Consider the following 15,232-nt stretch of genomic DNA (forward strand, 5'->3'; position numbering starts at 1 on the left):
ATTCACGGCCACGAGGGGCGTCGGCGCCGCGCCCGATGACATGATCTACGCCGTGAGCACAATCGTTTTCGTCCATGCCCATCCCGACGACGAGGGCACGGCCACGGCGGGCAGCATGATCCGCGCATCGCGCGAAGGGCACCGGGTGGTTGTCGTCTACTGCACCGACGGCGATCCGGGCGAGCGTAGCGACGGGGAAATCGATCCGGGCGAGCGGGCCGACGGGGAGATCGAGCCCGGCGACGTGCCCGACGACCTGGCGCCCGGCGAGACGATCGCCAGTCGACGACGCGCGGAGGCGGAGGCCTCGGCGGCAATCACCGGCACGGCGCGGGTGGCGTGGCTGGGATACTCCGACTCCGGGATGACCGGATGGGCACGCAATCACGCCGATGGCATCTTCTCGCGCGCCGACCCCGACGAGGCGGCCCGCCGACTGGCGGATCTTTTCGACGAGGAGGACGCCGACGTCGTCGTCGGCTACGACTGGCACGGCGGGTACGGCCACCCGGATCACATCATGCTGCACCGCACGACGCTCGCCGCGGTGGAGATCTCCGCACGCCGCCCCCGCTACCTCGAGGTCACCATGAATCGAGATCTGATGCGGCAGTTGTTCGTACTCATGACCGAGATGGGCATGGAGGGCTTCGACCCGGACACCAGCGGCGACGACGGCAACCCCATCGGTACTCCCGAGGCCGAGTTGCACTGGGCGGTGGACCTGGGCGACGACGTGCTGGCCAAACGCGAGGCGCTCGCCTGTCACGCCAGTCAGAGCGACGTCCGGCAGTTGCTCGAGATCCCCGTCGAGGCGTTCCCGTTCGCCTTCGGCACCGAGCACTACATCGAACCCGGCCGACCGGCCGGCATGGTTCGCGGCTGGTGGCTCGATGCGGTGTCGGGTGTCGGGTGATCTCGATACGACTCCTCACTTCGTTCGTCGTCTACTCGATCAGCGGTTTGGGGTTCGTCGTCTACTCGATCAGCGGTAGGGCGACTTGACCGCTGGTTGAGTAGCCGCCGAGCCGCCAGGCGAGGCGGCGTATCGAAACCTCCTATGGCTCAGCCGAAATCCGACCCCACCCGCGGCGGGCAGGCGTCGAGCCAGGCATTCTCGGCCTCGTCGAACACCCGCGACCGCGAGAGGAACCGAACGCCTTCCGGCGCTTCGAGACTGAAGCCGGCGCCGCGGCCCTTGACGACGTCGAGGATCAGCTGGGTGTGTTTCCACAGCTCGAACTGATCGCCGTTGATCCAGACGCGAACGTCGGGAAGCGGGTCCGGCAGCCCGATCTCGCCGACGAGGACATCGCGCTGACCGATGCGGTATTCGCCGACCGGATAGCACATGGGGGCCGAGCCGTCACAGCATCCACCGGACTGGTGGATCATGAGTCCGCCGTGCAGCTCCGACAATTTCGTCAGGAGCTGCACGGCGGCGTCTGTGGCGACCACCCGATCAGGGATCGTTTGTTCGGTGGTCATCTGTTGCACCTCTTCGGATCAGAAGAAACCCTTGGCGTTCTGAGCGTATCCAACCAGCAGGTTCTTCGTCTGCTGGTAGTGCTCCAGCATCATCAGGTGGTTCTCGCGGCCGATGCCCGACTGCTTGTAGCCGCCGAACGCCGCGTGTGCCGGGTAGTCGTGGTAGGTGTTCGTCCACACCCGACCGGCCTGGATCTCACGGCCCGCGCGGTAGGCGGTCGCGCCGTCGCGGCTCCACACGCCCGCGCCCAACCCGTAGAGGGTGTCGTTGGCGATGTGGATGGCGTCCGCATAGTCCTTGAAGGTGGTCACGGCGAGCACGGGGCCGAAGATCTCCTCCTGGAAGATCCGCATCTTGTTGTGTCCGTCGAAGACCGTCGGCTTGATGTAGTAGCCGCCGGACAGGTCGCCGCCCAGGTCGGCGGGCTCGCCACCGATGAGCACCTTGGCGCCCTCCTCCTTGCCGATGGCGAGGTACGAGCTGATCTTCTCGAACTGATCGTTGGACGCCTGCGCACCCATCATCGTGTCGGTGTCCAGCGGGTTGCCCTGCTTGATCTGGCTGACCCGGTCGATCGCCTTTCCGATGAAGTCGTCGTAGATGGTCTCCTGGATCAGCGAGCGGCTCGGGCAGGTGCAGACCTCGCCCTGGTTCAGCGCGAACATCGTGAACCCCTCGAGTGCGCGGTTCAGGAAGCCGTCGTCCTTGGACAACACGTCCTCGAAGAAGATGTTGGGGCTCTTGCCGCCGAGTTCCAGGGTGACCGGGATCAGGTTCTCCGAGGCGTACTGCGCGATGAGACGGCCGGTGGTGGTCTCACCGGTGAACGCGATCTTGCGGATGCGGTTGCTCGACGCCAACGGCTTGCCGGCCTCGACACCGAAACCGTTGACGATGTTCAGCACGCCCGCCGGGAGCAGGTCGGAGATCAGTCCCGCGAGGTACAGGATCGACGCCGGGGTCTGCTCGGCCGGCTTCAGCACCACCGCGTTGCCCGCGGCGAGTGCCGGAGCGAGCTTCCACACAGCCATCAGGATCGGGAAGTTCCACGGGATGATCTGTCCGACGACGCCGAGCGGCTCGTGGAAGTGGTAGGCGACGGTGTCCTCGTCGATCTCGGAGATCGAACCCTCCTGCGCACGCAGCGCACCGGCGAAGTAGCGGAAGTGATCGACGGCGAGGGGGATGTCGGCGGCGAGGGTCTCGCGAACGGCCTTGCCGTTGTCCCAGGTCTCGGCGACGGCGATCTTCTCGAGGTTCTCCTCGATGCGGTCCGCGATGCGCAGCAGGATCAGGGATCGCTCGGCGACGGAGACCTTGCCCCACTGCGGCGCGGCCTTGTGGGCGGCGTCGAGCGCCAATTCGATGTCCTCGGCGGTCGACCGGGCGACCTCGCAGAAGGTCTTGCCGTCCACCGGGGAGGGGTTCTCGAAGTACTGGCCCTTCACCGGCGGCGTCCACTGCCCGCCGATCCAGTTGTCGTAACGGGACTCAAAGCTCATCACCGATCCGTCGGTGCCCGGCTTTGCGTAGACGGTCATGTCGTGCTCCTCAGAGTTGTTCCGATTGAGGTGTCAGGGGTGTCACACGCACCACGCGATGCAGCACATGTGATCTGTTGCACAGAGTAGGGCGGTGCGAGTTGCACCTACGTTGCAGCCGGGTACGCAACGTTGCAACGATCTGTCTGCGCAGGTCAGCGGCCTCGCGGAGCCCTCGAATCGCTCAGTCGAGAACGCTGCCGATCCTCCTGAGCGCCTCGGTCAACACCTCCGGGTTGCACCCGACGTTGAGGCGGGCGAAGCCACGGCCCTGCGCGCCGAACGCCGGCCCGGAATGCAGCGCCACCCGACCGCGCTCGAGGATCGCGGCGGCCGGATCGTCACCGAGTCCGGTCGCCCGGAAGTCGAGCCACGCGAGGTAGGACGCCGCCGGGCGGTGCAGCACCACGTCGGGCAGGTGCCGGGAGAGGTGGTCGTCGAGCAGATCCAGGTTCCCGACGATGACGTCGAGCACCGAGTCCAGCCACTCGTCGCCTGCCGCGAACGCCGCCTCGGTGGCGGCGCGCCCGATGATGCTGGTCCGGAAGCCGACCTCCTCGGGCTGTCGGTCGAGCAGGCCGCGGGTCCGATCCGACGCCGCCACGAGGAGCGCACACTTCGCACCGGCCAGGTTGAAGCCCTTGCTCGCCGAATGCGCGGCGATGCCCACCTCGCGGGCGGTGTCCCCGACGGCGAGGAAGGGGGTGTACTCGCGGTCTGGGTGGACCAGCGGCGCATGGATCTCGTCGCTGACCACCACGGCGTCATGCGCGGCCGCGAGGTCGGCCAGCGCCGCGAGATCCTCGGGTGGATGGACCAGCCCGAGTGGATTGTGTGGATGGCAGAGCAGGATGGCCCGCGCGCCGGCCGCGAACGCGCGCCCGATCCCGTCGAGATCCAGCGACCAGCGGACCTCGTCGTGCTGCAACGGCACCTCGACGACGCGCCCGCCCGCCTCCGGGATGAGCTCGAAGAACGGCGGATACACCGGCGGGGTGATCACCACCGGGTCGCCGGCCGCGATCGCGACCCGCAGCGACTCGACGATCACCACGCTCACGTCGGTGGTCAACCGGACATCGGCCGGGTCGACGTCCCATCCCCAGCGTCGGTGTGCGAACCCGCGGAACATCTCGCCGACCTGCCCTGGACCGTTGCAGTACCCGATGTCGGAGGAGCGCACCTGGGCGATCATCGCGTCCGCGACGACCGGCGCCAGCGGAAAGTCCATCTCGGCGACGAACAACGGGAGCACGTCGTCCGGATACGTCCGCCACTTGGCGCTGGTGCGTCGCCGCAACTCGGAAAGATCGGGTGCCACGGGCGTATTCGTCACGCGCTCCTGCTTACCACTCGCCGCGCCATGCCGCGGTCGGCGATCGGGCACGGCATCGCGTCCGAGAATTCGGACAATGACTTCGCGCGCCGCCTTCGGCAGACTGGGGACATGACCTTCACCGCACGCGATTTCCCTGTCCGTATCGGCGTCCAACTGCAGCCGCAGCATGCACCGCAGTACTCCCTGATCCGCGACGCGGTCCGTCGTGCCGAGGACCTGGGCGTCGACATCGCGTTCAACTGGGATCACTTCTACCCGCTCTACGGCGACCCCGACGGCGAGCACTTCGAATGTTGGACCATGTTGGGCGCGTGGGCCGAACAGACCAGTCGCGTCGAGATCGGCGCCCTCGTCACCTGTAACTCGTACCGCAACCCGGAGTTGCTGGCCGACATGGCACGCACCGTCGACCACATGTCGGGCGGCCGGCTCATCCTCGGCATCGGATCGGGTTGGTTCGAGAAGGACTACGACGAATACGGCTACGAGTTCGGCACCGCGGGCGGTCGACTCAACGACCTCGGCGCCGCGCTGCCCCGCATCAAGGACCGCTTCGGCAAGCTCAATCCGGCGCCCACGCGCGACATCCCGGTGCTGATCGGTGGCGGCGGGGAGAAGAAGACGCTGCGCCACGTCGCCGAGTACGCGGACATCTGGCACTACTTCGTCGACGTGCCGACCTACGAGCGCAAATCGGCGATCCTCGATGAGCACTGCGCCACCGTCGGCCGGGATCCGTCGCTCATCGAGCACTCCGCGGGCCTCCAGGCAAAGACTCCCGAGGAGGCCGTCAAGGCGGCGGAGGAGCTGGTCGGCGCCGGCATCTCCCTCATCACCGTGGGCGCCGGCGGACCGGACTACGACCTCTCGGTGCTCGACGCCGTCTGCCGTTGGCGGGACTCACACAACAGCTGAGCCGTCGGGCGTGGGCAGACAGGGGGCTGACACCGGCGCCCGTTAGATTGGGAGCCATGCTTGCCACCGCCACGTTCTTCCGTCGGCTCGGCCTGATCCTCGTCGTCCTCGGTGTCGCCGGCGTGCTGGTTCCCGGTCTCCTCGGCGCGGGCCGTGCACATGCCGAACCCCCGTCGCGTCTGCCCACCCAGGTGGTGGATTCGGCGAACGTGTTGACGTCGGCGCAGCGAAGTCAGCTGCAGAGTTCGATCGACCAGCTCTACACCGAGCACGAGGTCCAGTTGTGGGTGGTCTATGTACGCGACTTCGACGGCCAGTCGGCCGAGCAGTGGGCGCAGCAGACGGCGGCGACCAGCGACCTCGGTGACCGCGACGTCCTGCTGGCCGTCGCCACCGATGACCGGGCGTACTACTTCAACTCACCCGAGGCGATCGACGAACTCGATCAGGACACGCTGAACGACATCGCCCGCGACGACATCGTGCCGGCATTGAAGAACAGTGACTGGGCCGGTGCGGGAGAGGCAGCGGTCAACGGCATCAGCTCGGCGATGACCCCGTCCAACACCGGGCTCATCACCGCGGCGGCGGTCGGCGGGATCGTGGTCGTCGGCGGCGCGGGCGGCCTCCTCTACTCCCGCCGCCGCAAGCGCCGTCAGGTCGATGCCGGTATCGAGGCGCTTCGCGAGCAAGAGCTGACCGGCGACCAGTTGGTGCACCAGCCCCTCGATGTGCTCGATCCGTGGTCGCGTGAGGTGTTGACCGACACCGACAACGCGATCCGGACCAGCGAGGAGGAGCTGCAGCTGGCGATCGGCGAGTTCGGGGAGGCCGACACCGCGCCGTTCTCGGCGGCGCTGGCCTCGGCGAAGAAGGGTCTGGCCGACTCGTTCGTCCTGCGTCAGCGTCTCGACGACGCGATCCCCGAGACGCCCGACGAGCAGCGTGCACTGCTGGTGCAGATCATCACCACGTGTACCGATGTCGACGCGGAACTGGATGCGCAGGTGGAGAGCTTCGACGCCATGCGCAACCTGCTCATCAACGCCGACAGCCGCCTCGCCGAACTCACGCAGAAGCTGGTCGCGGTCCGTGCCCGCATCGAGCAGTCGCAGGCGACGCTCGACACATTGATCACGAAACACGGTGAGCAGGTCCTGGCGTCGATCAACCAGAACGTCACCCTCGCCCACGACGAACTCGATTTCGCCGAGCACAGCGCGGATCAGGGTCGTGAGGCGGTCGCGGCGCCCGCGGGCGAACAGGGGCCCGCGGTCGCGGCGATCCGCACCGCCGAGGGTGCGCTCGATCAGGCGAACAAACTCCTCGACGCCATCGACAACGCGGACCGCAACATCGCGGCCGCCCATTCGCGGATGCCCGCACTGATCGAGGAGGTCGACGGCGAGCTGGCCGAGGCGGCCGCACTCACCACCGACGGCGGCCCGGCGCTCGCGACCGCGATCGCGAACGCGACGACGGCGGTGGCGGACGCGCGGGCCCGCTTCGCCGACGATCCGCTGGGCACCTTCACCGCTCTGGTCGACGCGGACGCCGAGTTGGACAACGCGCTGGCCGCCGCGCGGTCGGCATCGGTCGAACGGCAGCGGCGTTCCGAGCTCCTCACGGCGGCGATCACTTCCGCGCAGGCGAAGGTCTCGGCGGCGAGCGACTTCATCGGCACCCGGCGGGGAGCCATCCAGTCCACCGCGCGCACTCGTCTCTCCGAGGCGCAGCGGCTGCTGCAGGAGGCGACCGATGCCGCGACCACCGATCCCGCAGGCGCGGCCGACACCGCACGCCGTGCGGGCTCGCTGGCCGACCAGGCGTTGATGGCCGCGCAGGGCGACGTGGCGCAGTGGCAGCAGAGCCAGCGGTCCGGCCCGTCGGTCGGTGGCGCCGTCCTCGGTGGAATCCTCGTCGACAGCTTCCTGCGGGGTGGTCTCGGCGGAGGCGGCCGCGGTTGGGGCGGCGGTTTCGGCGGTGGCGGCTACAGCAGCGGCGGCCGCAGTCCCGGTTCGTTCGGCGGGTCCGGGAGCTCGGGCCGGATCGGCGTCGGCGGACGGTTCTGACCGTGCCGCCGACGCTCACCGTCGACGGCGGCTAGCTCCTCGACGTGCGGCGCAGCCGGGCGTTGACGAACTCGCCCATCCCCCAGCGCCCGAGTTCTCGACCGTAGCCGGATCGCTTCACGCCGCCGAACGGCAGACCGGGGAGTGTGGTGCCGTGCTCGTTGACGTAGGCCATGCCGACCTCCAGCCGATCGGCGACCTGTTCGGCCCGCTCGGGGTCGGTGCTCCACACCGATCCGCTGAGACCGAAGTCGACGTCGTTGGCGAGCGCGACCGCCTCGTCGACCGAGGACACCTTGTAGACCATCGCGACGGGACCGAAGATCTCCTCCGCGTACGCGTCCATGTCCGAGGTGATGCCGCTGAGCACCGTGGGTTGGAAGAACGCGCCGTCCCGATCGATCGGTGCCCCGCCGGTGTGCAGCGTCGCACCTTGCTGCACAGCGGTTTTGACCTGTTCGTCAATCGTGTCCCGTGCCGAGATCGATGACATCGGACCCATCTGCGACGACGGGTCGGACGGGTCGCCCACCGTGGTCGCCTCGAAGTTCTCTACCAGCCCGGCGACGAAGTCGTCGTACAACTCGTCGAGGACGATGAACCGTTTCGGCGAGTTGCACGCCTGACCGCCGTTCGAGAGTCGCGCCCGTGCGGCGACCTTGGTGGTACGCGCCATGTCGTCGGTGTCGAGCAGGATGAAGGGATCCGAGCCGCCCAGCTCCAGGACCGACTTCTTCAGGTTCTCGGCGGCCACCTTCGCCACCGCCGCACCGGCGGCCTCGCTGCCGGTGAGTGACACTCCCCGGATCGCGGGATTCGCGAGCAGATCGGCGATCTGGTCGCTGCCGGCGTAGACGTTCACGTAGGCGTCCTCGGGAACCCCGGCGTCGTGCAGGATCTCCGCCATCAGCGCCGACGACGCCGCACAGATCGAGGCGTGCTTGAGGATGATCGTGTTGCCGATCAACAGGTTCGGCGCCACGAACCGGGCGACCTGGTAGTAGGGGTAGTTCCACGGCATCACACCCACAAGCGGTCCGATCGGGACCGACTGGACGATCGACGAGTCCGCGCCCTGCGGGTCGAGTGTCTCCGTGGTCAGCAGGTCCGGCCCGTGTTCTGCGTACCAGCGGTAGATGTCGGCGGCGAGTTGCACCTCGCCCGCGGCCTGCTTGGCCGGTTTGCCCATCTCGGTCGTGATGGTCGCCGCCAGTTCGTCCGCCCGCTTCTCATAGAGTTCGGCGGTGCGTGCCAGTGCCTCGGCGCGCTCGGCCGGCGGTGTGTCCCGCCACGCCCGGTATGCCGTCACGGAACGCTCGGCGATGCCGCCGAGTTCATCGTCGGAGAGTCCGGGAAAGTCGCGCTCGGTCACACCGGTTGTGGGATTCGCGGTCACATATGTGCTCACCTGAACACCTTCCTTTCGACGAACCCGTCGGGTACCCGGCACCCGGCGACTCAAACCCGTCGCTGGTCGAGGTGCCCGCCGACCGGTGTTCGCCCCGTGTTCACGTCCGGATCGACGCGAGTTTCCGTTGACTCCCTAACGTTCGGACGGTTCTCGATTCAGCCCACAGCTCTGTTCAGCCCACAGAGAGCGTCCCGGGGAGGGTCCGCGTGCGTATTCCGCTGCAGTTGTTCGCGCCGTCAGGCGAAGACGTCGGCCGATCGGCCCGTGCCCGGGTCACCTGCCGGTACAAGTGCGGCGAGGCGTGCTGGCACGAGCCGGGCAACACCGGCGACAATCCCTACTTCCGAGATCTGTTGCGCGCCCGAGCCTCCCGACGAGCCGTGTTGCGGTCGTCGGCCGGCGCCGCCGTCGCCCTGGGCGCGACGTCGGTGCTCGCGGCCTGCGGATCGGACGAATCGACCGGTGCCGCAAGCTCGTCGTCGACGAGCGGCGGCACGGCCGCATCGGGGATGAACTTCACCCCTGTCGCCGCCAACACCGAAGACGCCCTGGTGATTCCGGACGGCTATCGGCAACAGGTGGTGATCAGGTGGGGCGATCCGGTCCTCCCCGGGGCCCCGGCCTTCGACTTCGCCGCCCAGACGCCGGAGGCACAGGCACAGCAGTTCGGGTTCAACAACGACTTCGCCGGACTGATCCCCGTCGACGGTGTGCCGAACCATCACTACCTGGTGTGCAATCAGGAGTACACGACCGAAGAGTTCATGTTCACCGGCTACACGCCGAAGGAGCCGACCGAGCAGCAGGCGCGCATCTCGATGGCCGCACACGGCATCACCGTCGTCGAGGTGGCGGCCCAGCCCGGCACCGGTGCCCTCACTCCGGTTGTCGGACAACGCAATCGCCGGATCACGGCATCCACCCCGACGGGCCTGACCGGCCCGGCCGCCGGCAGCGAGTTCGTGATCACCTCGGCCGACCCGGCGGGCACGACCGTGCTCGGCACCATCGCCAACTGTTCGGGCGGACTCACCCCGTGGGGGACCATGCTCTCGGGCGAGGAGAACTTCAACAACTACTTCAGCAACGCGAGCACCGTCACCGACCCCACCACCAAGGCCGATCTCGAGCGGTACAGCTTCACCGACGACGGCGACTATCACCAGTGGGGCCGGTTCGAGAAGCGCTTCGACCTCGCGCAGGAACCCAACGAGGCCAACCGATTCGGCTACGTCGTCGAGGTCGATCCGCACGATCCGACGTCGACCCCGGTCAAACACAGTGCGCTCGGCCGACTCAAGCACGAGTCGGCGACCATCCATGTCGTCGGTTCGGGGCCGGACGCCGGCACCGTCGTCGCCTACAGCGGCGACGACGAGCGTTTCGAGTACATCTACAAGTTCGTGTCGACACGGAAGATGAAGACCGGGCTGTCGTCGACGGCCCGGACCCACAACCTCGGCATCCTCGACGAGGGCACCCTCTACGTCGCATCCTTCACCGGCGACGATCCCGGGGCGATCGACGGGTCCGGAAAGCTCCCGCCCAGTGGGTCGTTCGCCGGCAGCGGGACCTGGCACCCGCTGCTGACGGTGAACTCCGACGGTTCTGCCCGGTCGCACGTCGACGGCATGAACCCGGCGCAGGTGGCGGTGTTCACGAGGACCGCCGCCGACAAGGTCGGCGCCACCAAGATGGACCGGCCCGAGGACATCGAGCCGCATCCACGCACCGGCAAGGTCTACTGCGCCCTGACCAACAATTCCAAGCGCGGCACCGACGGTGAGGCGCCCGCCGACAGTGCGAACCCCCGCAACGAGAACAAGAACGGCCAGATCATCGAGATCACCGACAACCACACCGGCACCGACTTCACCTGGGATCTCCTGCTGGTGTGCGGTGACCCCGAGGAGGCGGACACCTATTTCGGTGGATTCGACAAGGCGTCGGTGAGCCCGATCTCCTGCCCCGACAACGTCGCGTTCGATCCGCATGGCAACCTCTGGATCTCCACCGACGGCAACGCACTGGACAGCAACGACGGCCTGTTCGCGGTGGCGCTCGACGGCGACCGACGGGGCGAGACCAAGCAGTTCCTCACCGTGCCGAACGGCGCGGAGACCTGCGGGCCGATCATCGATCGCGATCGGGTGATCGTATGCGTGCAGCACCCCGGCGAACTCGACGATCATTCGGCCGACAACCCCGCGTCGCACTGGCCCGACGGCGGATCGTCGCAGCCGCGGCCGGCCGTCGTGGCGGTCTGGCGCGACGGGGGTCAGCCGATCGGGGTGTAGACCCTAGTACCCGCTCCCCTTCCGCCCGAAGACGAAGTAGGCGATCGGGCCGAAGTAGTTGACGAAACTGAGGCCGACCCACAGCGGCTTCGGGCCCTTGATCTGCGCGGCCGGTCTGCGCTTGATGTCGCGCAGGGCTGCTCCCTGCAGGATGAACTGCACAATCGCCCCGACGATGATCGATGCGCGGGACCGGGCCGGGAGCTGCGAGAACCGCTTCGTGCGTGCTGTCATGCGTCTCACACTAGTCGCGACTTTTATTTCGTATACCTAAGTATTAGGCTTGCGAATATGTCCGACTCGGTTCCCGAACTCGCCGCCTCCCTCCGGCCGTCGGTGACGCGGCTCTACCTCAGTCTCCGCAGGCGCACACCCATCGCCGAATACAGCGCCGCGCAGGCGTCGGCGCTGTCGGTGCTGGCCTCCGACGGCCCGATGCGCATGGGTGAGCTCGCCGATCGTGAGTCGATCCGGATGCCGACGGCCACCGCGCTCGTCGACGGGCTGACCAAGACGGGACTCGTGGAGCGCCGTCCCGATCCGCAGGACCGTCGCGCGGTGATCGTGTCGTTGACCGACTACGGACAGCAGTTGCTCGACCGGGTACGCGGGGAGCGCGACGTCATCCTGACCACCGCCCTCAACGAACTGAGCGCGGCAGACCGGGCCGCCCTCGCGGCCGCGGCACCCGCACTGGACGCACTGCGCAATCAACTCGAGCGCCAACAACTCGATGCCGGCTCCGCACACGATGCGCCCGCATCGACCGATTGATCAGAGGAACAGATGACAGTCACCGAGAACCAGGTCGCGCCCGCGCCGGCGTCGGCCCCCGAGCATCGCGAGCCATCGTTGATGGAGACCTTCCGCGAACAGCCGCGCACGGTGTGGGTCACCGCGTTCGCCGCGGTCATCGCCTTCATGGGCATCGGTCTCGTCGACCCGATCCTCAACAGCATCGCCGCCGCGCTCAACGCCCCGCCGGAGAAGCTGACGCTGTTGTTCGGTGTCTACGTCGGTGTCCAGTGTGTGGCCATGCTGCTGACCGGATGGGCCGCGTACCGCTACGGGCCCAAGCGCACCCTCACCGTCGGTCTGGTGCTGATCGTGATCGCCGCGGCCGTATCCGCCTTCGCCGGCAACATCGACCAGCTGATCGCGCTGCGCGTCATCTGGGGTCTGGGCAATGCGTTGTTCATCGCCACCGCCCTGGCCTTCATCGTGTCGGCGGCCAAGGGCAGTCAGCACGGCGCGATCATGCTGTACGAGGCGGCGCTCGGCGTCGGCCTCGCCGTCGGTCCGCTGCTGGGAGCCGTTCTGGGCGAATGGAGTTGGCGCGCACCGTTCGGTGGCACCGCGCTGCTGATGCTGCTCGGCGCGATCCTCTGCGCCGTCATGCTGCCCGCCGACGGGCCCCGCACCACCCGCACGCCCGTCCGGATCGTCGATCCGCTGAAAGCACTTCGTGACCGCACGCTGCTCATCACCTCGATCGGTTCCGCGTTCTACACCGGCGCACTGTTCACCGTCATCGCCTGGGCCCCGATCGCGATGGGACTCCGACCGATCTACGCCGGTCTGGTCTTCTTCGGCTGGGGTCTGCTCACTGCGCTGGCCGGCGTGTTCATCGCGCCGCGGCTGGCCGAGCGGGTGGGCCAGAAGGGCGGCGTGATCACCGCCATCACCGCCTATGCACTCGTGATGGCACTCGCCGCGGTCGGCGTCCTGGTCGGCCAGGTGTGGCTGATCGGTCTCGCGGTGATCCTGTCCGGGCTGCCGTCGGGCATCCTGAACACCTTGTTCACCGGTGTGGCCATGTCGTCGGGTGACGGCTCCACCCCGCGCTCGGTGTCCAGTGCCGGCTACAGCTTCCTGCGCTGGATGGGCGCCGCCGTCTCCGCGGTGCTCGTAGCGCATCTCGCCGATTGGTTCGGCTCCATCGCCGCGCCGTTCTGGTTCGCGGTCGCCTACTGTGTCGTCGCGGTGATCGTGGTGTCGTTCGTCCGTGGCCGGGCCGCCGAGAAGCGCGACGTCGACGAGCAGGCCGCACTCGTAGGCGCCGAAGAATACTGAGCCGCACCCGTCCTCGCCGCCCCATCCCCCGTTCTTCCCCCGGGTATGCGTTCGTCCTCCGCCTGCATGCGGGGGACGAGGCGATACCCGGGGGAAGAACTACCTGCTGATCTCCGCCCGCGCCATGGTGACGAGCTCATCGACCAGTTCCTCGGCCTGCGGCCACCAGCCGTACCCGGATGCCGGGTTGAGGTGGCCGACGTCCCCCAGGTCCACGAGACGACTGCCCCAGGTCTCCGCCATGCCGGCGATGCGGCGATATCGTCCGAGCCGGTCGGTACGACTGGCCGCCACGATGCTGGGAAACGGCAGACGTTGCCGCGGGATCGGGTTCCAGCCGCCCTCGTCGAGCTCGAGCTTGGTCGGATAGCCCTCGGGCAGAGCCAGTTCCAGATCCGCCGGCGTTGCCAGGAGCGCGCCGAGCACCGGCCGGGTCGCCCGATGCGCCCAGTGCACGGTGGTCATCACACCGGCGCTGTGGGCCACCAGCACCACCGGGCCGTCGACCTCGCTGACAACGTTGTCCAGGGCAGCGACCCGCGCATGCCGGCTCAGCTTGTCGCGCTCGAGGGGCGGAACCGTACGCGCCTTCTCCAGTCGGTCGGCGAGCATGGACTGCCAGTGGACCGCAACGTGGTCACGCAGACCCGGGACGAATACCACGGTGGGCACAGAAGACGAGTTCACGATGTTTCCTTGGCGAGTTTACGAACGGCTGCCGGGTGCAGGCGTCTGCCGGCCACCAGTGCGACGATGGCGAGCACGTACACCAGAGGCGACAGCTGCATGGCCATCCGCAGTCCGACGTGGTCGGCGAGGATACCGATCACGAAGGGCCCCAGGGCCAGTCCGAGCAGATTGTTGGAGACGGTCAGGGTGCCCATGGCCGAGGCCCTGATGGACGGGTGTGTCAGGTTCGCCACCATCGCGGCGGTCGGGCCACACGATCCCGCGGCGAAGAATGCTCCGATACCCATCAGGATGAGCTGCGCCGGTCCGTTGCCGAGCGAGAATCCGACACCCAGGCAGACCATCGAGATGGCGCAGTAGGCGATCGCGGAGGTCCATTTGCTGCGGACATCGTGCCGCCCCAGGCGGTCGGTGATGATGCCGCAGACCACCATTCCGGTCCCGACGAGAAGCACGACCGCCGCGGCGGCGGTGGCCGCCTTGTCCGGTGCGAGCCCGTAATAGCGGTTGAAGAAGCTCGGTGTCCACGACAGCAGGACCGCCGCGGTGAACATCTGCAGCCCGCCGCCCACGTAGGCACACAGCACCGCGGGGCTGGTGAACAGGCTCGACACCGGCGCGCGATATCCGCTCGACGCCGTCCCGGCCGCCGACGGCGTCGCGTTCGGTTCACCATCGGCGGGCTTGTCGGCGGCGTGCCGATCGAGGGAACGTTCCGTGACGAGTGCGCGGAACAGCGCCACCAGCAGCAAGCCGAACACCGCCATCGCCGCAAACGACCACCGCCAACCGAGATGCACCGCGATGTAGCCGCCGACGGCGACACCCAGTACGGAGCCGAATGAACCGCCCGCCATGAAGGCGCCGCTGAGTGAGGCGTGCAGGCGGGGGCTGAACACGCTGAGTACCAGCGCGATTCCGACGCTGCCGTAGGCGGCCTCGCCGACTCCGACGAGGAACCGCGCTGCGAGCAACTGCTCGAAGTTGGCCGCCACCGCGCAGGCCAGTGTGGCCAGCGACCACAGGACCGCCATCACCACGAGGCTGCGGACCCGCCCCCACCGATCGGCCAGCAGTGACAGCGGCAGTGTCAGCAGGCCGACCATCAGCGCGACGATGCTGGTCAGCGACGCCAGTTGCGAATCGGTCAGTGCCCATTCCGCTTTGAGGAACGGGAAGATGGCGCTCAGGACCTGACGTGACATGTAGTCGGACAGCAGCAGACCGAACGTGAGCGCGAAGACGATCCACGGGTAGCGCGATCGCCGCGCGGGTCGTCGCGCCGCGGTCGCGACGCCATCGGTGCTGGTCGACACCGAACTCGTCGACACCTTGCTCGTCGACACCTTGGTCGTCGACATGTCGCTCGTCGACGTGCCGGTCGACACGGTGGAGGTGGGCAGTC

At 67.9% G+C, this 15,232-nt stretch carries 13 protein-coding genes; 6 read left to right on the forward strand and 7 right to left on the reverse strand.

Going from position 1 to position 15,232, the window contains the following annotated elements; all coding sequences use genetic code 11:
* Window positions 1–52: 52 nt before the first annotated feature.
* Entirely contained in the window at window positions 53–916 is an 864-nt protein-coding gene (locus D7316_RS17535) for a PIG-L family deacetylase (protein WP_124709391.1), read from the forward strand.
* Between the two features lie 149 nt (window positions 917–1,065).
* Here D7316_RS17535 and D7316_RS17540 read toward each other — a convergent pair whose 3' ends face one another.
* The 3 genes from D7316_RS17540 to D7316_RS17550 all read right to left on the reverse strand — a co-directional run bounded on the left by D7316_RS17540 (window position 1,066) and on the right by D7316_RS17550 (window position 4,366).
* A complete protein-coding gene (locus D7316_RS17540; RefSeq protein ID WP_124709392.1) occupies window positions 1,066–1,488 on the reverse strand; it encodes a DUF779 domain-containing protein in 423 nt (140 codons plus the stop codon).
* Window positions 1,489–1,506: 18 nt separating this feature from the next.
* Window positions 1,507–3,030 (reverse strand): aldehyde dehydrogenase, encoded by a 1,524-nt coding sequence (gene adh, locus D7316_RS17545; protein WP_124709393.1) that lies wholly within the window; start codon window positions 3,028–3,030, stop codon window positions 1,507–1,509.
* 184 nt (window positions 3,031–3,214) lie between these two features.
* On the reverse strand, window positions 3,215–4,366 hold the full coding sequence (locus tag D7316_RS17550; RefSeq protein ID WP_124709394.1) for a MalY/PatB family protein: 1,152 nt from the start codon (window positions 4,364–4,366) through the stop codon (window positions 3,215–3,217).
* A gap of 111 nt (window positions 4,367–4,477) precedes the next feature.
* On the opposite strand from D7316_RS17550, the gene D7316_RS17555 reads away from it, so the two are divergent.
* Window positions 4,478–5,284 carry an LLM class F420-dependent oxidoreductase gene (locus tag D7316_RS17555; RefSeq protein WP_124709395.1) on the forward strand — a complete coding sequence of 269 codons (807 nt, stop codon included), beginning with the start codon at window positions 4,478–4,480 and terminating at the stop codon, window positions 5,282–5,284.
* Between the two features lie 56 nt (window positions 5,285–5,340).
* Window positions 5,341–7,356 carry a TPM domain-containing protein gene (locus tag D7316_RS17560; RefSeq protein WP_124709396.1) on the forward strand — a complete coding sequence of 672 codons (2,016 nt, stop codon included), beginning with the start codon at window positions 5,341–5,343 and terminating at the stop codon, window positions 7,354–7,356.
* Window positions 7,357–7,387: 31 nt separating this feature from the next.
* Here D7316_RS17560 and D7316_RS17565 read toward each other — a convergent pair whose 3' ends face one another.
* Window positions 7,388–8,764 (reverse strand): NAD-dependent succinate-semialdehyde dehydrogenase, encoded by a 1,377-nt coding sequence (locus tag D7316_RS17565; protein ID WP_124709397.1) that lies wholly within the window; start codon window positions 8,762–8,764, stop codon window positions 7,388–7,390.
* A gap of 209 nt (window positions 8,765–8,973) precedes the next feature.
* Here D7316_RS17565 and D7316_RS17570 point away from each other — a divergent pair, with 209 nt between their 5' ends.
* On the forward strand, window positions 8,974–11,064 hold the full coding sequence (locus tag D7316_RS17570; protein ID WP_124709398.1) for a PhoX family protein: 2,091 nt from the start codon (window positions 8,974–8,976) through the stop codon (window positions 11,062–11,064).
* Between the two features lie 3 nt (window positions 11,065–11,067).
* Here D7316_RS17570 and D7316_RS17575 read toward each other — a convergent pair whose 3' ends face one another.
* A complete protein-coding gene (locus tag D7316_RS17575) occupies window positions 11,068–11,298 on the reverse strand; it encodes a PLDc N-terminal domain-containing protein (RefSeq protein WP_124709399.1) in 231 nt (76 codons plus the stop codon).
* Between the two features lie 57 nt (window positions 11,299–11,355).
* Here D7316_RS17575 and D7316_RS17580 point away from each other — a divergent pair, with 57 nt between their 5' ends.
* Complete coding sequence (locus tag D7316_RS17580) at window positions 11,356–11,838, forward strand: MarR family winged helix-turn-helix transcriptional regulator (RefSeq protein ID WP_124709400.1); 483 nt, start codon at window positions 11,356–11,358, stop codon at window positions 11,836–11,838.
* Window positions 11,839–11,850: 12 nt separating this feature from the next.
* On the forward strand, window positions 11,851–13,137 hold the full coding sequence (locus tag D7316_RS17585; protein WP_124709401.1) for an MFS transporter: 1,287 nt from the start codon (window positions 11,851–11,853) through the stop codon (window positions 13,135–13,137).
* Between the two features lie 99 nt (window positions 13,138–13,236).
* Here the strand turns inward: D7316_RS17585 and D7316_RS17590 are convergent, their stop codons facing one another.
* Both D7316_RS17590 and D7316_RS17595 read right to left on the reverse strand, forming a co-directional pair.
* Window positions 13,237–13,824, reverse strand: coding sequence for an RBBP9/YdeN family alpha/beta hydrolase (locus D7316_RS17590; RefSeq protein WP_124709402.1), 588 nt, complete (start codon window positions 13,822–13,824; stop codon window positions 13,237–13,239).
* Window positions 13,821–15,188, reverse strand: a complete 1,368-nt coding sequence (locus D7316_RS17595; RefSeq protein ID WP_124711415.1) for an MFS transporter — start codon at window positions 15,186–15,188, stop codon at window positions 13,821–13,823. Before D7316_RS17595 ends, D7316_RS17590 begins: the two co-directional genes overlap by 4 nt.
* Window positions 15,189–15,232: the final 44 nt, after the last annotated feature.

Source organism: Gordonia insulae (genome assembly GCF_003855095.1).
Classification (GTDB): domain Bacteria; phylum Actinomycetota; class Actinomycetes; order Mycobacteriales; family Mycobacteriaceae; genus Gordonia; species Gordonia insulae.